This is a genomic window from Dermacoccus sp. 147Ba, from assembly GCF_004151355.1.
In the GTDB taxonomy this organism is placed as follows: Bacteria; Actinomycetota; Actinomycetes; order Actinomycetales; family Dermatophilaceae; genus Dermacoccus; species Dermacoccus abyssi.
In genome coordinates this window covers 142113-160702 of the sequence record NZ_SEHL01000007.1, presented here as the reverse complement: position 1 = coordinate 160702, position 18590 = coordinate 142113, and the positions used below count along the sequence as shown (strand labels likewise).

Annotated in this window: 18 protein-coding genes and 1 tRNA gene; 8 read left to right on the top strand and 11 right to left on the bottom strand. The window is 68.9% G+C overall.

Going from position 1 to position 18590, the window contains the following annotated elements; all coding sequences use genetic code 11:
- Positions 1 to 15: 15 nt before the first annotated feature.
- The 3 genes from EVU97_RS15390 to metG all read right to left on the bottom strand — a co-directional run bounded on the left by EVU97_RS15390 (position 16) and on the right by metG (position 4040).
- A complete protein-coding gene (locus tag EVU97_RS15390; protein WP_129665714.1) occupies positions 16 to 906 on the bottom strand; it encodes a resuscitation-promoting factor in 891 nt (296 codons plus the stop codon).
- 325 nt (positions 907 to 1231) lie between these two features.
- Positions 1232 to 2083: a TatD family hydrolase gene (locus EVU97_RS10740; protein ID WP_129665712.1), complete on the bottom strand. Its 852-nt coding sequence runs from the start codon at positions 2081 to 2083 to the stop codon at positions 1232 to 1234.
- Positions 2084 to 2114: 31 nt separating this feature from the next.
- On the bottom strand, positions 2115 to 4040 hold the full coding sequence (gene metG, locus EVU97_RS10735) for a methionine--tRNA ligase (RefSeq protein WP_129665710.1): 1926 nt from the start codon (positions 4038 to 4040) through the stop codon (positions 2115 to 2117).
- Between the two features lie 171 nt (positions 4041 to 4211).
- Between metG and EVU97_RS10730 the strand changes: the two genes are divergently transcribed.
- Complete coding sequence (locus EVU97_RS10730) at positions 4212 to 4820, top strand: DUF4126 domain-containing protein (RefSeq protein WP_129665708.1); 609 nt, start codon at positions 4212 to 4214, stop codon at positions 4818 to 4820.
- A 2-nt stretch (positions 4821 to 4822) separates the two neighbouring features.
- The gene (locus EVU97_RS10725) at positions 4823 to 5227 is read left to right on the top strand and encodes a hypothetical protein (protein WP_129665706.1); all 405 of its coding nucleotides are present in this window, start codon (positions 4823 to 4825) and stop codon (positions 5225 to 5227) included.
- Here the strand turns inward: EVU97_RS10725 and rsmI are convergent, their stop codons facing one another.
- Positions 5228 to 6064 (bottom strand): 16S rRNA (cytidine(1402)-2'-O)-methyltransferase, encoded by an 837-nt coding sequence (rsmI, locus tag EVU97_RS10720; RefSeq protein ID WP_129665774.1) that lies wholly within the window; start codon positions 6062 to 6064, stop codon positions 5228 to 5230.
- Positions 6065 to 6185: 121 nt separating this feature from the next.
- On the opposite strand from rsmI, the gene EVU97_RS10715 reads away from it, so the two are divergent.
- The 3 genes from EVU97_RS10715 to EVU97_RS10705 all read left to right on the top strand — a co-directional run bounded on the left by EVU97_RS10715 (position 6186) and on the right by EVU97_RS10705 (position 9655).
- Positions 6186 to 7877, top strand: a complete 1692-nt coding sequence (locus EVU97_RS10715) for a dolichyl-phosphate-mannose--protein mannosyltransferase (protein ID WP_129665704.1) — start codon at positions 6186 to 6188, stop codon at positions 7875 to 7877.
- A 112-nt stretch (positions 7878 to 7989) separates the two neighbouring features.
- Positions 7990 to 9447 (top strand): amino acid permease, encoded by a 1458-nt coding sequence (locus EVU97_RS10710; RefSeq protein WP_129665702.1) that lies wholly within the window; start codon positions 7990 to 7992, stop codon positions 9445 to 9447.
- Between the two features lie 135 nt (positions 9448 to 9582).
- A tRNA-Ala gene (locus EVU97_RS10705) sits at positions 9583 to 9655 on the top strand.
- 388 nt (positions 9656 to 10043) lie between these two features.
- On the opposite strand, the gene EVU97_RS10700 is transcribed toward EVU97_RS10705, so the two are convergent.
- The 7 genes from EVU97_RS10700 to galU all read right to left on the bottom strand — a co-directional run bounded on the left by EVU97_RS10700 (position 10044) and on the right by galU (position 15603).
- Positions 10044 to 10520 carry a hypothetical protein gene (locus EVU97_RS10700; protein WP_129665701.1) on the bottom strand — a complete coding sequence of 159 codons (477 nt, stop codon included), beginning with the start codon at positions 10518 to 10520 and terminating at the stop codon, positions 10044 to 10046.
- A 233-nt stretch (positions 10521 to 10753) separates the two neighbouring features.
- A complete protein-coding gene (locus tag EVU97_RS10695) occupies positions 10754 to 11704 on the bottom strand; it encodes a hypothetical protein (RefSeq protein WP_129665699.1) in 951 nt (316 codons plus the stop codon).
- An 84-nt stretch (positions 11705 to 11788) separates the two neighbouring features.
- Positions 11789 to 12370 carry a GNAT family N-acetyltransferase gene (locus EVU97_RS10690; protein ID WP_240730207.1) on the bottom strand — a complete coding sequence of 194 codons (582 nt, stop codon included), beginning with the start codon at positions 12368 to 12370 and terminating at the stop codon, positions 11789 to 11791.
- Between the two features lie 17 nt (positions 12371 to 12387).
- Positions 12388 to 12882: a molybdenum cofactor biosynthesis protein B gene (locus EVU97_RS10685; RefSeq protein WP_129665695.1), complete on the bottom strand. Its 495-nt coding sequence runs from the start codon at positions 12880 to 12882 to the stop codon at positions 12388 to 12390.
- Positions 12875 to 13342: a cyclic pyranopterin monophosphate synthase MoaC gene (gene moaC, locus EVU97_RS10680; RefSeq protein ID WP_129665692.1), complete on the bottom strand. Its 468-nt coding sequence runs from the start codon at positions 13340 to 13342 to the stop codon at positions 12875 to 12877. The genes EVU97_RS10685 and moaC overlap by 8 nt, the downstream gene beginning before the upstream one ends.
- Position 13343: 1 nt before the next feature.
- Entirely contained in the window at positions 13344 to 14552 is a 1209-nt protein-coding gene (gene glp, locus EVU97_RS10675; RefSeq protein ID WP_129665690.1) for a gephyrin-like molybdotransferase Glp, read from the bottom strand.
- A gap of 103 nt (positions 14553 to 14655) precedes the next feature.
- A complete protein-coding gene (gene galU / locus EVU97_RS10670) occupies positions 14656 to 15603 on the bottom strand; it encodes a UTP--glucose-1-phosphate uridylyltransferase GalU (RefSeq protein WP_129665688.1) in 948 nt (315 codons plus the stop codon).
- Between the two features lie 19 nt (positions 15604 to 15622).
- On the opposite strand from galU, the gene EVU97_RS10665 reads away from it, so the two are divergent.
- The 3 genes from EVU97_RS10665 to EVU97_RS10655 all read left to right on the top strand — a co-directional run bounded on the left by EVU97_RS10665 (position 15623) and on the right by EVU97_RS10655 (position 18125).
- Positions 15623 to 16210, top strand: a complete 588-nt coding sequence (locus EVU97_RS10665; protein ID WP_165357942.1) for a 5-formyltetrahydrofolate cyclo-ligase — start codon at positions 15623 to 15625, stop codon at positions 16208 to 16210.
- Between the two features lie 44 nt (positions 16211 to 16254).
- Positions 16255 to 17814, top strand: a complete 1560-nt coding sequence (locus tag EVU97_RS10660; protein WP_129665684.1) for a potassium/proton antiporter — start codon at positions 16255 to 16257, stop codon at positions 17812 to 17814.
- 92 nt (positions 17815 to 17906) lie between these two features.
- Positions 17907 to 18125 carry an FmdB family zinc ribbon protein gene (locus EVU97_RS10655; protein WP_129665682.1) on the top strand — a complete coding sequence of 73 codons (219 nt, stop codon included), beginning with the start codon at positions 17907 to 17909 and terminating at the stop codon, positions 18123 to 18125.
- The last annotated feature ends 465 nt before the right edge of the window (positions 18126 to 18590 follow it).

Genomic DNA, 18590 nt, shown 5'->3' with positions numbered 1-18590 from the left:
CGAACGACCTGTTGGTCAGCGCTTGTGGCAGACCGGCCAAGCGCCCGGGCCCTGCACGGCGAGGACCTTGTCGGCGATCGCCATCTGCTGCGCCGGGGTGGCGAGGTCGGCGCGCGGCGCGTACGCCGTACCGCCGAAGCCGGCCCACGTCTGCTGCGTGAACTGCAGACCACCGTAGAAGCCGTTACCGGTGTTGATGCTCCAGTTGTTGCCCGATTCGCACGAGGCGATGCGGTTCCAGTAGCCGGAGCGCGAGCTGCCGCCGGGAGCCGCGGACTGCTGCTTCTTCGGTGCGGACTGCTGCTTCTTCGGTGCGGACTGCTGCGTCACAGCCTGACGGGCCTGCGAGCGCGAGACCTGCTTCTGAGCCTGCGGCTGGGCGGTCTGGGCCTGACCCGTGCCGATCGTGATGACGCGGCGCACGGCGCTCTTGGTCACCTTGGAGTCGATCGACTTCGAGGAGACGACACGCTCGCCCTTCTTGGCGGAGCGGTACGTGACGGTGGCGGCGCCGTCGCGGCCGGCCTGCGTCACCTTGGACGTGCCCTTGGGCATGTCCTTGCTGTAGACGTAAACCGTCTTGTTCGGGACGGCCTCGACCTGGGTCCAGTTCACGTACGTGAGAGCCGGGGCGGCCTGGCGGGCCTGCGAGCGCGAAGCGCGCTTCGAGTCGTTCTTGGTGGCCTGCGTCTGCTTGGACGTGGCGCTCTCCGACGGCTTCGCCGAGGACGTGCTCGGGGACGGCGTGGAGGAGGAGGAGGAGCTCGACGAGCTCGAGCTGATCGTGGGAACGTCGGACGCCGTGTTCGAGTCGGACGTGCCGCAGGCAGCGAGCGTCGAGGCGGCCGCAACAGCAGCGACGGCGGCGAGCGAGCGGGACGTGGTGCGGCTGGTGAGGTTGGTCATCATGCTCCGATGTCGTAGGTCCCGGCACTGGGGGCACGCGCACGCTGCGGTAACAGCGGGAAGGCTGACGTTCCTGATGAGAACGTGGCCGAAGCCCCCTTCGAGGGGCGGCGCGTCCGGTGATCCAGACTCGGGCGAACCAGATACACCTTGCCGAAAGCACGGGCACGGATCAAACCAAGGTAACGAAAATGTAACGCGAGGCAGGCGGGGCTACCCTGAAACACGCGCTATCGCAGGCGAAAAGCCGTGCGTGTGGCGTTCGTCACATCATCGGCTCCTATCGGTGCCTCGAGCGACTCGGACCTGCCGGGGTACGAGGCGTTCACCACGGTCCGTAGACGCGCTCCGAGTTCTCGCTCAGGGCCGCGCAGAGCGTCGAGACGTCGACGTTCTTGACCTCGGCCAGGGCGCGCACCGTGAGGGGCACGAGCGCGGGGGCGTTCGTCGCGCCGCGGTGCGGCGACGGCGTCAGATACGGAGCGTCCGTCTCGACGAGCAGGTTCTCGAGCGGCACCTGGGCCAGGGCGTCGCGCAGATCACGCGCGTTCTTGAACGTGACGACGCCCGCCACCGAGACGTAGTACCCGCGCTCGACGCACTCGCGCGCCATCTCGACGTCACCGCTGAAGCAGTGCAGCACCGTGACGTCCGGCGCGCCGTCCTCGGCGAGGATGCGCATGACGTCGTCGTGCGCGTCACGGTCGTGGATCTGCAGTGCCTTGCCGAGCTTCTTCGCGAGGGCGATGTGCCAGCGGAAACCGCTCTGCTGCACGGCGATGCCGTCGGGGCCGGTGCGGAAGTAGTCGAGGCCCGTCTCCCCCACCGCGCGCACCCGGGAGTGCTGGGCGATGCGCTCGATCTCGAGGTACGCCGCGTCCAACTCGCTCGCCTCGGCGAGCTTCGGCACCTCGTTGGGGTGCAGCGCGACCGCGCCGAGAAGCTCGGGGTGCTCGTCGATGACGCGTTCGGTGAAGCGCGCTCCGTCGAGATCGCACCCGACCTGCACCATGCGGTCGACGCCGACCGCCACCGCTTCGTCGATCGTGCGGCGAACGTCGGGCGTCGGCGCCCCGTCACGGCTGATGTCGAGGTGCGTGTGGTTGTCGACGACGGCCAGCGGCAACGGTTGAGGCGCCTCCGGCTTGTCGCGGTACGTGCGGTTCTCGTCGTTCATCGCCCCTCCTCGCGGGGTGTTCGCCCTCGGCTCAGGCCGAGGCGTTCATCCGCTCGAGTTCCTCGTCGACGACCGACGGGTCGAACTTCTTGAACGCGGGCTTCGGCTTGGCGACCGGCGTGCCCGGCGTGATGTCGCGCGGCTGCCAGCACGGCGTGTTCGAGTACTCGCCCGTGATGATGCGGTACGGGCGGCCGTCGTCGAGGTCGGTGACCTCCTTCGCCACCGGCATCGGCATGAACTCGCCCTCGCCGCCCATGACCTCGTGCACGAGGTTGGCCGAGAACGGCACGAACGGCGCCATCATCGTGTTGAGGTCGACGACACACTGAGCCAGCGTGTGCAGCACCGTCGCGAGACGTTCGCGCTGATCGTCGCCCTTGAGCTTGAACGGCTCCGTCACGGTGACGTAGCGGTTGGCCTCACCGACGAGGCGCATCGTCTCCGTGAGCGCCGCCTTGAGTCGGTTGCGCTCGATGAGCGATCCGACGGTGGCGAAGCCGCCGCGCACCTGCTCGAGCACGGCGCGATCGACGTCCTCGAGCTCGCCCGGGGACGGGATCTCACCGAAGTTCTTGTGGATCATGTTCGCCGTGCGGTTGACGAGGTTGCCCCAGCCCGCGACGAGCTCGGAGTTGTTGCGCTGCACGAACTCTGCCCACGTGAAGTCGGCGTCCTGCGCCTCCGGCCCGGCCGCACAGATGAAGTAGCGCAGCGGATCCGGGCCGTAACGCTCCACGACGTCCTTGACGTAGATGACGTGCCCGCGGCTCGTGGAGAACTGCTTGCCCTCCATCGTCATGAACTCGGAACTCACGACCTCGCTGGGCAACTCCAGGCGACCGAACTCGCTCACCGAACCGCCCTTCGAGCCCTCACCGTTCGCACCGAGAAGCTCCGCGGGCCAGATCTGACTGTGGAAGGTGATGTTGTCCTTCCCCATGAAGTACTTCGAGATGATCGCTCCTTCGTCGCGATCATCGCGAAGTACTTCTGATGTCTTCTGGGCGCCGCTCCTCGCTGCGCTCGTCGCGTCACCGGTGCTCGCTTCGCTCGCGGCCGCGGTCTGGTCGACGAGCTGGCGCGCCACGTCGGCGTTCCACCACTCGCGCCACTTGTCGGGCTCGCCGAGGCGGCGCGCCCACTCGATGGACGCCGACAGGTAGCCGACGACGGCGTCGAACCACACGTAGAGGCGCTTCGTCGGCAGGTCGCGCCAGCCGTCGAGCGGCACCGGGATGCCCCAGTCGATGTCGCGCGTCATGGCGCGCGGACGGATCTCCTTGAGGATGTTCTGGCTGAACTTGATGACGTTCGGGCGCCACGAGCCCGCCGCCTCACGGCCGTCGAGCCACGCCGCGAGGGCGTCGGCGAGGGCCGGAAGGTCGAGGAAGAAGTGTTGCGTCTCGATGAACTCCGGCGTCTCGCCGTTGATCTTCGACTTCGGGTCGATGAGATCGGTGGGGTCGAGCTGGTTACCGCAGTTGTCGCACTGATCGCCGCGCGCCTCGGGGTACTTGCAGATCGGGCAGGTGCCCTCGATGTAGCGGTCGGGCAGCGTGCGGCCGGTCGACGGGCTGATGGCGCCGCTCGTCGTCTGCTCGACCATGTAGCCGTTCTCGTACAGGGCGAGGAACAGCTTCTGCACGACGTCGTAATGGTTGGCCGTCGTCGTGCGGGTGAACAGGTCGTACGACAGGCCGAGGCCGACGAGGTCGTCGACGATGATGCTCGCGTTCTCGTCCGCGAACTCCTGCGGGGTCTTGCCCGCCTTCTCCGCCATGATGACGATCGGGGTGCCGTGCTCGTCCGTACCCGACACCATGAGGACGTCGTGGCCGGCCATCCGCATGTAGCGGCTGTAGACATCGGAGGGCACACCGAAACCGGCGACGTGCCCGATGTGACGGGGGCCGTTGGCATACGGCCAGGCAACAGCGGAAAGCACCTTGGTCATGCGGGCCAGTCTAGGAGGCGCCGACAAATCAGCCCCGTGGCGTTCACGACAGGCCGATTCTGTAGTCGTTGCGCGTCATAGGTGACGCGCAACGACTACAGAATCGGGGAATAGGGGTGCGTGTGCCACAGTTGTCGCAATGTTTTGACGCTTTGACGACAAGGAACGCCCATGTTCGCTGCACTGACCGGTGCGGGACTCTCCGCTGCGGCAGGCCTCAACGCCTACATCCCGTTCCTCCTCGTGGCGCTCCTCGCGCGCTTCACGGACGTCGTCAACCTGCCGGCCGGGTTCGAGTGGGTCGAGAGCACGTGGGCCATCGTTATCGGGGCGGTCCTTCTCATCGGCGAGGTGGTCGTCGACAAGATCCCGGCCCTCGACTCCGTCAATGACGCCCTCGGCACCGTCGTGCGTCCCGCGTCCGGCGCGGTCGTGTTCGCCGCCACCGCCGCGGCCGCCGACCTCGACAGCTCCGCCTGGATGACCGATCACCCGTGGGTCGGCCTCATCGGCGGCGCCATCGTCGCCGGCATCTTCCACACCGGCAAGGCTGCGGCCCGACCCGTCGCGAACGCCGGAACGGCGGGCTTCGCCGCCCCTGTCCTGTCCACCGCCGAGGACGCCGCCGCCGTCACCCTGAGCCTCGCCGCCGTCTTCGCGCCGGTGCTGGCTCTCGTCCTGCTGCTCCTCGTCGCGTGGATGCTCTGGCGCGCGTGGCGCAGCGTCGTGCGCATGCGTGAGCGACGAGCCGATCGGCGCCGCGCCGCCGGGGTGGTCTGACGATGGCCTTCCCCCGACTCGACCGCGACCCGGACATCGAAGGTCGCATCCGACGCCGTCGGCGTATCCGCAACGTCCTCATCGGAGCCGTCCTGGCGGTCACCGTCATTGCCGGCGTGCAGACGTGGCGCAACGTCACCCACGAGAAGTCGACGGCGCACGTGGCGACGAAAACGGTCACCGTCATCTCCGCCGAGCGCAAGGGCGACGACGTTCACGTCCGCGCCCGCCTCGACGCGCCGTCACCTGCGGGCACCTCGCACGAACTCGAGGGCGTCGTGCCGGCGTCGACGTGGAACCTGACGAAGGTGCTATGGGCGTGCTACCCGCCGAGCGACCCCGACCGCGGTGAACTGCGCACTCCGCTCGACCCCGACTGCACGAACTTCGTCACAAACCTCGACTGATCAGCGAGCCGCGATGCTCGCGTCGTAGAGCGCCTTCTTCGACAGGCCCGTGGCCTCCGCGACCTGGGCACACGCGTCCTTGAGGCGCACGCCGCCACTCGCGAGGTCGAGCACGGTGGCGACGCCGTCCTCGAGCGAAACCTCCTTCACAGCACCGCCCTCGACGACGACGGTGATCTCACCCCGCGCCCCCTCGACGGCCCATTCGGCGAGTTCCGCGAGAGCGCCGCGGCGCACCTCCTCGTAGGTCTTCGTCAGCTCACGACAGACGGCGGCGCGACGCTCGCCGCCGAACGCCTCCGCCATCGCCTCTAGCGTCGCGGCCAACCGGTGCGGCGCCTCGAAGAAGACCATCGTGCGCTGCTCGTCCGCGAGGCCCGCCAGCATGCGCGAACGCTCCCCCGCCTTGCGCGGCGGGAACCCCTCGAAGCAGAACCGGTCGACGGGCAGGCCCGACACCGCGAGCGCCATGAGCACGGCCGACGGCCCGGGCACACACGTCACCGCGAGGTCGCGCTCGACACACGCCGCGACGAGGCGATACCCCGGGTCGGAGACGCTCGGCATACCGGCGTCCGTGACGAGCAGGACGCGCTCGCCCGCGGCGATGCGCTCGACGATCTCCGGCGTGCGGCGGGCCTCGTTGTGCTCGTGGTAACTCAGCATCGTGCCGCTCGGCGTGACGCCGAGGGCGTCGCACAGGCGCTTCGTGCGGCGCGTGTCCTCGGCCAGGACGACCGGCGCATCGGTGAGTTCCTGCGCGAGGCGCGGCGCGGCGTCTGCGGGGTCACCGATCGGGGTGGCGGCCAAGACGAGGGCGCCCTCGGACGACGAGATCTGCTTCACCGGCCCATCGTGTCACGGCTCGTGCACGCGCTCCGGTCGCACCGATTAGGCTCGGGGCGCAAGGTTCCACGCCCGGCGCACGCCGCCGGACGACCTCTGAGGACGGCCCACGGTGAATGCGAGCACGAGCGTCGAGCCCGACGACGAATCGGCGACTGCCGAGCCCGCCACCGACGTTTCGCGCGAAGAACTCGATCTGCGCCGCCGTCTGCTCGGCGAACCGCTCACCGCGAAGGCGAAGCTGTGGGGCTGGATCGGCCCCCTGATCGTCACCGTTCTGGCCGGGTTCCTACGCCTGTGGGATCTCGGGCGACCGCACCAGCTCGTGTTCGACGAGACGTATTACGTCAAGCAGGGCTGGTCCATGATGCTCTACGGGCACGAGCGCAAGGTGCCCGAGAACATGCCCGAGCCCGACGCGTTCTTCACGCACAACCAGGTCGCCACCGTCTACGGGCCGGAGCCGGACTTCATCGTCCACCCGCCGTTCGGCAAGTGGGTCATCGGCGCCGGTGAGCACCTGTTCGGCATCACATCGTCGTTCGGGTGGCGCATCTCCGTCGCGCTCGCCGGCACGCTTGCGGTGCTCCTCGTCGGGCGTGCCGCCTGGCACCTGTTCCGTTCCGCCACCCTCGCGACGATCGCCGCGATCCTCACCGCGTTCGAGGGCATGGAGTTCGTCATGTCGCGCACGTCGGTGCTCGACGGGCTCGTCAGCTTCTGGGCGCTCGCCGCGTTCGTCGCGATCCTCGCCGACCGCGACCGCACCCGTCGCCTTCTCGCCCACAAGGTCGCCACGCTCAAGAACGACGGCACGTGGGACGGCGACGACAAGATCGGCCAGCGGCTGCGCCTCGGCGGGCCGTCGCTCGGTCTGCGTCCGTGGCGTTGGGTCGCCGCCGTCTGCCTGGGCCTCGGCATGGCGACGAAGTGGTCGGACGGCTTCTACCTCGTCGCCCTCGGGCTCGTGAGCGTCTTCTGGGATCTGGGCGCCCGCCGCGCCATCGGGGCGCGCCGCTGGTTCTCGAGCACGATCGTCAAGGACGGCTTCACCGGCGCGCTCATCATGGTGCCCGTGGCCTGCCTGACGTACCTGGTCACCTGGGCCGGCTGGCTGCGCTCCACCGACGGTTGGGGTCGTCACTGGGCCGAACAGAACCCCGCGACGAAGGACACCGGCTTCTCGCCCGACTCGAGCCTCTTCGGGTGGATGCCGGACGCCCTGCGGAGCCTGTGGCAGTACCACATCCAGATGTACGACTCGGCGAAGAGCATCACCTCGCCGCACACCTACCAGTCGAACCCGTGGACCTGGATGGCGCAGACGCGCCCCACGTCGTTCTTCTACGAGAGCCCGGCCAGGGGCGTCGAGGGGTGCGGCGTCAACGAGTGCTCGAAGGCCATCACGTCGCTCGGCAACGTGAGCATCTGGTGGGCCGGTATCGGCGCCATCCTCGTGTGCCTGTTCATGTGGGCGTTGCGCCGCGACTGGCGCCCCGGCGTCCTGCTCGCCCTCATCGCGGCCGGCTGGCTGCCCTGGTTCGGCTACCAGGAGCGCACGATCTTCACGTTCTACGCCGTCGTTTTCGCGCCCTACGTCATCCTCGCGGTGACGTACTGTCTCGGCCTCATCCTCGGCCCGGCGCACGCCTCGCTCAAGCGTCGACGTATCGGCGCGGGGGTGGTCGGCGCGTACGTCGTGCTGGCCGTCGGCGTCTTCATCTTCTTATGGCCGATCTACACGGCCCAGGTCATCCCGCACAGTCACTGGAGCTGGCGGATGTGGCTACCGTCCTGGATCTGACGGGCCCTCGGCGTCGGGGCCCGAGCCCGTCAGGTCACGATCCCGGCACGATCGCCGAAACTTCGATTGTGCATATTGCCGTGGGGCAGGTGCCGGGTGCAGAGTGCGACGCATGAACGCACCCCAGCCTGACTCCGACGGCCCGTCGGCCCTGAGCAGCGGCCTCAAGCCGCGGCACGTCACGATGATCTCGATTGCGGGCGTCATCGGCGCCGGGCTCTTCGTCGGTTCGGCCGCAGCCATCAAGCTCGCCGGCCCGTCCGTTCTCATCTCCTACGCGCTCGCCGGGACGCTCGTCGTCCTCGTCATGCGCATGCTCGGCGAGATGGCGACGGCGAACCCCGACTCGGGTTCCTTCTCCGTCTACGCCGACCGCGCGCTGGGGCGCTGGGCCGGGTTCTCGATCGGCTGGCTGTACTGGTGGTTCTGGGTGCTCGTCATCCCGGTCGAGGCCACGGCCGGCGCGAAGATCCTCTCCGGCTGGATCGACTGGCCCCAGTGGGTGTTCGCGTTCATCATCACGGCGTTGCTCACGGTGACGAACCTGTTCTCCGTCGCGAACTACGGCGAGTTCGAGTTCTGGTTCGCGCTCGTCAAGGTGCTCGCCATCGTCGGGTTCATCGGCCTCGGTGTGTTTGCGATCCTCGGCCTGCTCCCCGGTTCACACACATCCGGCTTGAGCGGCTTCACCGACTACGGCTTCTTCGCCGACGGCTGGAGCGGCGTGCTCGCGGCCATGCTCACAACGATGTTCACCTTCATGGGCACGGAGATCGTGACGATCGCCGCGGCGGAGTCGAACAACCCCGTCGAGGGCATCCGCAAGGCCGTGAACTCCGTCATCTGGCGTATTTCGCTGTTCTACCTGGGCTCGATCTTCGTCGTCATCGCGCTGACGAAGTGGAACAGCGCTTCGCTGCAGGAGAACGGTTCCTACCAGGAGGCGCTCAACAACATGGGGTTGAGCAAGTTGGCGACGGTGCTCGCGTTCGTCATCCTGACGGCGGTTGCGTCGTGTCTGAACTCGGCGCTCTACACGGCCAGCCGCATGGCCTACAGCCTCGGTCAGCGCGGCGACGCACCGAAGGCCTTCGCCTCGACGAACAAGCGCGGCGTGCCGCAGGTGGCCATCCTGGCGTCCGTGGCGGTGGGCTTCCTCGCGGTGTTCGGCAACTATCTGCTGCCCGAGAAGATCTTCACGTACCTGCTGTCGACGTCTGGCGCGATCGCACTGTTCGTCTACATCGTCATCGCCGTGACGCAGCTGCGCGCACGTGCGGCGATGGACAAGGCGGGCGCGCGCCCGGCCGTCCGCATGTGGGCGTTCCCGGTGTTGACGTACCTGACGATCGCGTTCATCGTGTTCACGCTGGGCGCGATGGCGCTGCGCGAGGACCAGCAGCTCAACCTGTTCCTCACGCTCGGCCTCGCGGCCGTCGTCATCGGGGTCGGTGTGGCGAAGCACGGCTTCCGTGGGGGCAGCGAGGACGAGATCATCAGGGCCGTCGAGTCGGCCGATACTGCCGATGTGGCCGACGACGTCGCGCCGTCCGGGCCGCCGAGGGTCTGACGCTCGGGGTTGCTCGTGCGGGCGTGCCCGCTCTTCGTTCGCGGAGGGCGGGCCCCGTTGTGTGCGCGAGGTTTCGGCTCGCCGACACCGGTTGGCCGAGTGTTCACCTCGGTGGTAACGTGTCACTCGCTTCAAGGGGCTATGGCGCAGTTGGTAGCGCGTCTCGTTCGCAATGAGAAGGTCTGGGGTTCGAATCCCCATAGCTCCACTTGTACGCCGAAGGGGCCGGACACGCTTTTCGTCCGGCCCCTTCGGCGTACCCATCGACATGGCGATTCGAGGAGCCGCCGCAGCGGAGCGAGGTCGGCGGAGTCCCCATAGCTCCACCAACGTCAGAACGGCCAGGACACGCTTCTCGTCCTGGCCGTCCTGGCCGTCCTGGCCGTTCTGACGTTTATCGAACTCTGTGATTCGAGGAGGAGGGCGAGCGCCAGCGAGCCCGACGGAGTCCCCATAGCTCGCGGAGGGGAACCCACCCCAGTGGCCGCCTCCCGCAAGAAGGGCCGAAATTTCCCCGTCTTGCGCGCAACCCGGCCCCTTGGACACCACAAGGGAAGGATCCTTCCCGCCCTGTGCAGGAGCTGCGAGGGCGAGCGTCAGGCACCCGGTCGACATCTCCGAGACACCCGCGTCATCTTCGCGTGGACGCCGCCCCGCGCTGGCCGCGCACGATGCTCCTCACGGCGAACGTCACGAGGATCAGCCAGGCGAGTAGCGCCAGCGGGATGAAGCAGGTGGCCGTACGCACTCGGCCGGTCCCAGCTGTATTGGCCGGAGCCGAGGCGGTACACCTCGACTTCCTCCCCCATCCGCCTGTCACCCTCGATGAACCCCAGCCGGCGATCATCGAAATAGATCGCCAGCCGCGGAGACTTTACTGCCCCGCCGCCCGAGAACCGGTCCGTGACCACGCCGTGCACCTTCACCGGCTCGGTGGCGCGGTCTTGCACGGCCTGACGCCAGGCCATCGCTCCGATGCCGCAGAACGCCACGGTGGCGACGGCGAGCAACCCGATGAGGAACACTGCGGCCGATCGCTTCATCGGTCGGTCGGTCGTCGTGCGCGATGACATGGCCGAAATCGTGCGAATCCTGGAGGCGGACACCCGACTCAGGCACCCCTCGTCTGCAGAACTCACAACCTTGGGCCTTGTTCGCCGAGCATGGCCGTCGGCAGGCCTACAAGGCCCAACCTTGGGAGTTTTCCGCCGCCACAGGGCGACCCACGCAGCAGCCAGCCCGCGACGGACGAAGGCGCCCACCGCTTCACAGCGATGGGCGCCTTCGTCAGGACGTTGCGGCGGGGTCAGCCGGCGCGGTAGACCTCGGGCAGTTCGTCGTAGTCCTCGTCGAGGGCCATGCCATCGAAGGGAATCTCGTCGACGGGTGCGTTCTCGTAGCGGGCGGCGAGCGGGCGGGTGTCGGTCTCGTCGACCGTGGCCGCAGGAGCGACCTCCTCGCGCTCGGCCTTGGCCTTCATCGTGTACGTCGGGCGTGGGACGTCGACCGGCGCCCACTGGCGGGCGTCGAACACCTCGGCCTCGGCCTTCGCGACGGCGTCCGTGTGCGTCTCGGTCTCGACGACCTCGACAGCTTCCTCACGCTCGACCGGCGTCTGCGCAACGAGCGGCGAACGCTTCGTCGAGGTGGCAGCCGGAGCGGCAGCCTTCGCGGTCGGCGCCACGGTGGCGGACTTCGTCGGACCCTCGGCGGACGCCTTGGGCGCGCGCACCGGACGAGCGGCCGGCTTGGCCGCGCGAGCCTGACGTGCCGCGATGGCGCTGCGGCGCAGCCACACGACGACGCCACCGACAGCAGCGAGACCGAGCAGCGGCGTCCACGCCGGCACGACACCGAACGGCGCGAGCACGACCGTGAGCACGAGAAGTGCCAGAGCGGCGAGGAGCGCGCCGGCCTTCACCTCCGGGGAAGAGAGGGAAAGACCACCGACGCGCTCCGTCGCCTTCGACGTGGAAGCGGCAGCAGGAGCGACCGATTCGGTGCCAGCAGCGTCAGCAGCGGGCTTGGCACCCTTGACCGAGACCTGGGGGCGAAGCAGCGTCGGCTTCGCCTCCTCGTCGCGACGAGTCGCTTGCGCCTTCACCGGCGTTCGACGTTCGAGCATCCTCATCGCCTCCGAGAATCGGTCGACGGTGCGGGCGGTTGCGAGGTCTTCGCGGCGCCGCACCCAGTGCTGGAGCATGTAGGCAGCCCACACGGCAAAGATGACGAAGAAAATCAGGCTGCTGGATCTCACGTCACAAAGGCTATGGGTCGAACACATCACAACGAGTGAGACACGCCGGGCGTGTCGCGCCTCGTTCCTGACGGGTTTCGGGTATCAGCCCGAAAGTCGCCCCACGAGACCGCCCGCACCGACCTCGTCGGCCGTCACCGCGAAGGTGCGGTGATCACGCCACTCCCCCGCGATGTGGAGGAAAGAACGGCGCACGCCCTCGTCGCGGAGGCCGAGTTTCTCCACCACCCGAAGCGAATTCACGTTCTCGGGGCGCACGTTGATCTCGATGCGGTGCAGCCGCTCGACACCGAAGCAGTGGTCGATCGCCATGGCCACTGCGGCCGGCGTGATGCCCCGGCCCGCGTACCGCTCGGCAATCCAGTACCCGATGGTGCCGCCTTGCTGGGCGCCGCGCACGATGCTGAACACGTGCACCTGCCCCGCCAGGCGCCCGTCGACGGTGAGGACCCACGGCAGCAGGCGTCCCGCGCGCCCTTCGACGTCCTGGAAGGCGATGGCCTTGCGGTAAGTCAACGCCTCCTGCGGATAGGGGTTCGTCGAATCCCACGGCCCCGTCCACGCGCTGCTCTCGCGGCGCAACGCGCTCCACTCCTCGCGGTCACGACGAGGATGCAGGGGCCGCAACTCGATGCGCGAACCGCTCCAGGCGCCACCGATCGTCACAGGCCACGGACGTCGGCTCAATGCGCACCGCCGTGCAACTGGTCGAGAACGTGGTCGAGGACGCCGTCGAGCACGGCGAGACCGTCCTTCACGCCGCCCTTCGACCCAGGCAGATTGACGACGAGCGCCCGGCCCGTCGCGTTGGCCGACGCGGCAACGCCGGCGAGACCGCGCGACAGCACCGCCGTCGGGATGCCCGCCGCAACACCGCGAGCGCGCACCGCCTCGGCGAGACCGGGAAGGTCGGCCAACAGGTGGGGGCGCGTCTGCTCCGGGGTGGCGTCGCTCGGCGCGACGCCGGTGCCACCCGTGGTGATGACGACGTCGGCGCCCACGCCGAGGGCCGCGCCGATCGCGGTGCCCACCGCGTCGCCGTCGGGAACGACCTGGGAGGCGACCTCGAATCCCCGGTCCTCGAACCAGTTCACGATGGCCGGCCCCGTCTCGTCCTCGTACTGCCCAGCCGCGGCGCGCGTGGAGCACGTCACGACGACAGCGCGGGCGTCACTCATGCCAGTCACCGCTTCGGCCGCCCGACTTCGCGACGACCCGCACGTCCGTGATGCGCGCGTGCTTGTCGACCGCCTTGACCATGTCGATGAGCGCGAGCGCCGCGACGCTGACGCACGTGAGCGCCTCCATCTCGATGCCGGTGCGGTCCGCGGTGACCACGGTGGCGCGGATGTCGACGCCGTCGTCGGCCACGTCCAGATCGACCTCGACGCCGTGCACGGCGATGGGGTGCGCGAGCGGGATGAGCTCCGGGGTGCGCTTGGCCGCCTGAAGGCCCGCGATGCGGGCGACGGCGATGGCGTCACCCTTGGGCACTGCGCCGTCCCGCAGAGCGGCAATGGCGTCGGGGTGCAGGAGCACCCGCCCGGCGGCCGAGGCAGAGCGCTGCGTCACGGCCTTGCCCGCCACGTTGACCATGTGCGCGCTGCCGTCGGCCCGCACGTGCGTGAGATCGCTCATGTCACTCCTTCGTCAGCAGCATCTGGATGTCGAGCTCGTCGTCCGCCTGAACCACGTCGACGTCGGCCGGTACGAGGGCGAGCGCGTTCGCCTCGGCCAGTTCGCCGAGGTGATGCGAGCCCTGGCGTGAGTTCGGGTGGATGACGAGGCGCCCCGAATCGTCACGACGCACCGCGACCCGCGCGAACTGCGCACGCCCGGGCGGCGACGTCCACCCGCGCTCGACCACGGCGCGCTCGCACTCGCGGGGAGGGCGCCCACCCATGGCGTCGAGCGTCGGAAGGACGAAGACGTGGAAGGAGACCAGCGTGCTCATCGGGTTGCCGGGCAGGGTGAAGACGGGCACGCGGCGCTCGCCGAGCAGCCCGAACCCCTGCGGCTTGCCCGGCTGCATCGCAACCTTGTCGAACGTGACGTCGCCGGCGTCGATGAGTGCCTCCTTGACGACGTCGAACGCGCCGGCGCTCACGCCGCCTGTCGTGATGACGACGTCGGCGCTCTCCACGGCCCGCTCGAGCAGTTGCGAGACAGCCCGGGCATCGTCGGGCAGGTGAACCTGTTCGAGGAGTTGCGCCCCCGCGGCCTCGACGAGCGCGGCGAGCATCGGGCCGTTGGAGTCGTGGATCTGGCCGTGGGCGAGTTCGCTTCCGGCCGCCCGCAGTTCGTCACCGGTGGAGACGACGACAACGCGCGGCCGCGCGACGACATCGACCTGCGTGACGCCGCTCGATGCGAGCACCGCCACGTGGTGCGGCGCCACGTGCGTACCCCGCGGCAGGAGCAGGTCGCCCACCCGTACGTCCTCGCCGGCATGACGGATGTGGTTGCCCGGCGTGGCCGCCGCCTCGAACCGCACACGCTCCACGCCACCGTCGGTCAGCTCCACGGGCACGACGGCGTCCGCTCCCTCGGGCATGGGTGCGCCCGTCATGATGCGCCAGGTCGAGCCGGGCTCACAGCTCAGGGAGCGAGTGTCTCCGGCAGCGATGTCACCGACGACGGGCAGCTCACAGGGCTCGTTCACGTCGGCGGAGTGCACGGCGTAGCCGTCCATCGCCGAGTTGGTGAACGCCGGGAGCTCGACGGCACTCCTCACGTCCGCAGCGAGCACGCGTCCGAGCAGCGATCCGCCGGACACAGCGAGACGCTCCACCCGCGGCGCAGGCGCCGCCGCCAGGATGCGCGCGAGATGGTCGTCGTGGGAGATCACCCCGACATTGTGCCGCTCATCACCGACAACCGGCCACACGAAGAGATCCGCCCCGGCGGCGTCCCTCGCGGGGGGCGCTGCCGGGGCGGCTCGAAGCAGGGGGTCAGGCGCGCTTCTCGTTGCCCTTGCCCTCGTCCGTGGTGACCCACTCCTGCAGCCACGACCGGAAGTCGTCACCGAAGTCGTGGTGACGAACGCCGAGTCGCACGACGGCCTTGAGGTAGTCGAGACGGTCACCCGTGTCGTAGCGGTTGCCCTTGAACACGACGCCGACCACGCCCGCGCCGTCACCCGTGGCGTTCGCACGCTCCTGCAGAGCGTCGGTGAGCTGGATCTCGCCGCCGCGGCCCGGCTCGGTGCGCTCGAGCACCTCGAAGATCGACGGGTCGAGCACGTACCGGCCGATGATGGCCAGGTTGCTCGGTGCCTCCTCGGGCGAGGGCTTCTCCACGAGGCCCTTGACGCGCACGACGCCCGAGGTCTCACCGTCGATCTGCTCCACCTCGGCACAGCCGTAGAGGTTGATCTGTTCGGCCGGAACCTCCATGAGGGCCACGACGGAACCGCCGTGCTTGAGCTGCGCCTCGATCATCTCCTCGAGGAGGTGATCACCCTCGTCGATGAGGTCGTCACCGAGCAACACGGCGAACGGCTCGTCACCCACGTGGTTCTTGCCGATGAGCACGGCATGGCCCAACCCCTTCGGCTCGCCCTGACGGACGAAGTGCACGTCGCCCAGATCGTTGGACTTGCGCACGCGCTTGAGGCGCTTCTCGTCGCCCTTGCGCTCGAGGGCCTGCTCGAGCTCCCAGTGGCGGTCGAAGTGATCTTCCAGGGAGGCCTTGGAACGGCCGGTGATCGTCACGATGTCGGGCACGCCCGCACGGACGGCTTCTTCCACCACGTACTGGATGGCCGGCTTGTCGACCACCGGCAGCATCTCCTTCGGGATGGCCTTCGTGGCGGGCAGGAAGCGGGTACCGAGGCCGGCGGCCGGGATGACGGCCTTGCGCGCACGGCGTCGGATGGCGGGCGTCGTCGATTCAGTCATGTCTCCTAGGCTACTCGTCATGGGTGACAACGACGCTTCCACGAAACCGGAGGTGAACGCGGCGTCACGGGAGGCTAAACGTGCCGTCCGGCGCACGTTGCGCGCCGCGCGACGGGCCCGCCGTGACATGGGTGAGACGTCCGAGCGTGAGGCCGACGGGCGGCGATTGCTCCGTCTCGCGGAACCGGCGTTGCGCACCGCGTCGTGCGTCGCCACCTTCGAGCCGCTCGACACCGAGTCGAATCTCGAACCGCTCAACGCGCGCCTGTTGGAGAACGGCCGAGTCATCGTCCCCATCACCCTCGAGGACCTCGATCTGTCGTGGCGCGACCTCGCAACCGGTGAGGATCTCGGCAAGGACGCCATCGCGCTCGCCGACGTCGTCGTGGCACCCGCCCTTGCCGTCGGAGCGCGCGGGGAGCGGCTCGGGCAAGGAGGCGGCTGCTACGACCGAGCGCTCCCCCGGCGCCGTGAGGGAACGCCCGTCATCGCCGTCGTCTTTCCGGACGAGTTCGGCGTCGACTTCCCCACGCAGGCCCACGACGAGCGCGTCGACGCCGTGCTCACCGTGAACGGGCTCACGTGGTTGCGCGAGCCCCTGAGATAATGCCGAGCGACGACGAACGGTGAGCGGGTAGGAGGGGGCGGCGCATGATCGCATCAGCGGCCGGCACGGGCTTCGGTACCGACGACCTTCCCTTCGTTCTTCTCGTCGGCTCCCTCGTTCTCCTCGTCGCGGTCGCCGCGGTGCGCCTGGCCAACCGCTCCGGGCTGCCGACCCTGCTGATCTACCTCGCGATCGGCGTCGTGCTCGGCGAGGGCGGCTTCGGCATCGACTTCTCCAACGACAACCTCACTCAGGTTCTCGGCTACGCCGCACTCGTGCTCATTCTCATCGAGGGCGGCCTGACGACGGAATGGCGCAGCATCCGCTCGTCCGTGGCCCCGGCACTGCTCCTGTCGACGCTCGGCGTCCTCGTGTCCGTCGGCGTGGTCGGCGCACTCACCCACTGGTTGCTCGACCTGGGGTGGTCGACCTCGCTCCTGCTCGGCGCCATCGTCAGCTCCACAGACGCCGCGGCCGTCTTCTCCGTGCTGCGCAAGGTCCCTCTCCCGCACCGCCTCACCGGCGTGCTCGAAGCCGAGTCGGGCTTCAACGACGCCCCCGTCGTCCTCCTCGTGGTGGCGCTGGCCAGCGAGGTCGTACCCGGCGGCGAGCACCTCACCATTCTCGAACTCGCCGGAACGGCTGTCTTCGAACTTGCTGGCGGCGCGCTCGTCGGCCTGCTCGTCGGCTGGGTGCTGGGCTCACTCTCGCAACGCATCGCGCCGGGCTCGTCCGGCCTGTTCGCCATCGGCGTCGTCGCGGGTGGCGTCTTCGCGTACGCCGCAGCCGCGACGGTCCACACGAGCGGCTTCATCGCCACTTATCTCGCCGCGCTCGTTCTGGGGAACATGAACATCCCACACCGTCAGGCGGTGCGCGGGTTCGGTCAGGCCCTCGGGTGGCTCGCACAGATCGGTCTGTTCGTTCTCCTCGGGCTGCTCGCATCGCCGTCACGCCTCGCCGACCAGCTCGTGCCGGCGATCGTCGTCGGATTCGTCCTCCTCCTCATCGCGCGCCCGGCGTCTGTTCTCGTGTCGATGACGCCGTTCGGTTTCTCGTGGCGCGAGCAGGTCTTCCTGTCCTGGGCCGGACTGCGCGGCGCGGTACCCGTCGTTCTCGCGACCGTGCCCCTGACGCTCGGCGCGTCCGACACGCGATGGATCTTCGACCTCGTCTTCGTGCTCGTCATCGTCTTCACCCTGCTGCAGGCCCCGACCCTGCCCTTCGTCGCCAAACGCCTCGGCATCGACGAGCAGGCCCACACCGTCGAGCTGGAGGTCGAGAACACGCCCCTGACGGACCTCGGTGCCGACATGCTCCAGGTCAAGGTGGGCCCGACCTCACGCCTCATCGGCGTGCGCGTGTACGAACTGCGCCTGCCGGTCGGAGCCAACGTCACCCTCGTCGTCAACGGTGACGAGGGATACGTCCCGAACGAGCGCAGCGTCCTGCGCGCCGGCGACCAACTCCTCGTCGTGACGAAGGAGTCGGTGCGTGGTCTCGCCGCCCAGCGCATTCGTGAAGTGAGCGCGGGTGGCCGCCTGGCCGGTTGGCGTACCGACACCGGCCCGGACACCGAGCATGCCGGGACCGGTCACTCCTGAGCTTCGCGGGGCGAGAGCGGCCACCCCCGCCCCTGCCCTACGATGACGCTCGAAAGAACGAGCGCCCGCCGTTCGCCCTGTTGGAGGAGACCATGCCCACCTATGTCTACGCCTGCAAGAACTGTGGCCACCGCTTCGAGGAGCGGCAGTCCTTCTCCGACCCGGCGTTGACGACGTGCCCGGTGTGCTCGGGCGACCTGCGCAAGGTGTTCGACGGCGTCGGCGTGACGTTCAAGGGCAGCGGTTTCTACCGCACGGACAGCCGTTCCGGCTCGGGCGAGGGCAGTTCGTCGAGTTCGTCCAGCGACTGACTTCTCCCCAACCCTGACGGCCGGTAAGCCTCTTCCACAGGGCACGGGGCGTCCCGCGTGACGCGCAACTGCCACGCGCCTAGCGTCGACATATGCCCAGCCTGCGCGATCTCGACGTCGTCCACCGCCTCAATGCGCCCACCCGAGCCGCCGCCACGAGGCGACGTCGACTCCGCAAACTCGGCGCCTGCGTCTGCCTCGCCGCTGCCGCCCTCGTGGCCACCGGCGGTGGAACCCACGACGTCCCTGCCTCCTCATCCCCCTCGTCCGGCGCGTCGACAACCGACAACTCCGAACGCCCTGAGCTGCGCGGCCGACAGTTCGTGACGATCGACGCGGACGCCGCACTAGCGGACCGACTGACTCGCACCTCACGCGTCGACGTCTGGGCACCCGACGGCACGCGCCTCACCTCGGCGGCGCCAGTCGTACCACCATTCGAGACAAAGTCCCGCAGCGCGGACG

What these genes read in the sequence shown, in the direction of transcription:
- EVU97_RS10700 (WP_129665701.1), bottom strand. Translation starts at nt 10,520, where the DNA reads ATGTCATCGCGCACGACGACCGACCGACCGATGAAGCGATCGGCCGCA.
- metG (WP_129665710.1), bottom strand. Translation starts at nt 4,040, where the DNA reads ATGACCAAGGTGCTTTCCGCTGTTGCCTGGCCGTATGCCAACGGCCCC.
- EVU97_RS10685 (WP_129665695.1), bottom strand. Translation starts at nt 12,882, where the DNA reads ATGAGTGACGCCCGCGCTGTCGTCGTGACGTGCTCCACGCGCGCCGCG.
- EVU97_RS10665 (WP_165357942.1), top strand. Translation starts at nt 15,623, where the DNA reads ATGGGTGACAACGACGCTTCCACGAAACCGGAGGTGAACGCGGCGTCA.
- EVU97_RS10655 (WP_129665682.1), top strand. Translation starts at nt 17,907, where the DNA reads ATGCCCACCTATGTCTACGCCTGCAAGAACTGTGGCCACCGCTTCGAG.
- EVU97_RS10725 (WP_129665706.1), top strand. Translation starts at nt 4,823, where the DNA reads ATGGCCTTCCCCCGACTCGACCGCGACCCGGACATCGAAGGTCGCATC.
- EVU97_RS10740 (WP_129665712.1), bottom strand. Translation starts at nt 2,083, where the DNA reads ATGAACGACGAGAACCGCACGTACCGCGACAAGCCGGAGGCGCCTCAA.
- EVU97_RS10730 (WP_129665708.1), top strand. Translation starts at nt 4,212, where the DNA reads ATGTTCGCTGCACTGACCGGTGCGGGACTCTCCGCTGCGGCAGGCCTC.
- EVU97_RS10660 (WP_129665684.1), top strand. Translation starts at nt 16,255, where the DNA reads ATGATCGCATCAGCGGCCGGCACGGGCTTCGGTACCGACGACCTTCCC.
- EVU97_RS10710 (WP_129665702.1), top strand. Translation starts at nt 7,990, where the DNA reads ATGAACGCACCCCAGCCTGACTCCGACGGCCCGTCGGCCCTGAGCAGC.
- moaC (WP_129665692.1), bottom strand. Translation starts at nt 13,342, where the DNA reads ATGAGCGATCTCACGCACGTGCGGGCCGACGGCAGCGCGCACATGGTC.
- EVU97_RS15390 (WP_129665714.1), bottom strand. Translation starts at nt 906, where the DNA reads ATGACCAACCTCACCAGCCGCACCACGTCCCGCTCGCTCGCCGCCGTC.
- galU (WP_129665688.1), bottom strand. Translation starts at nt 15,603, where the DNA reads ATGACTGAATCGACGACGCCCGCCATCCGACGCCGTGCGCGCAAGGCC.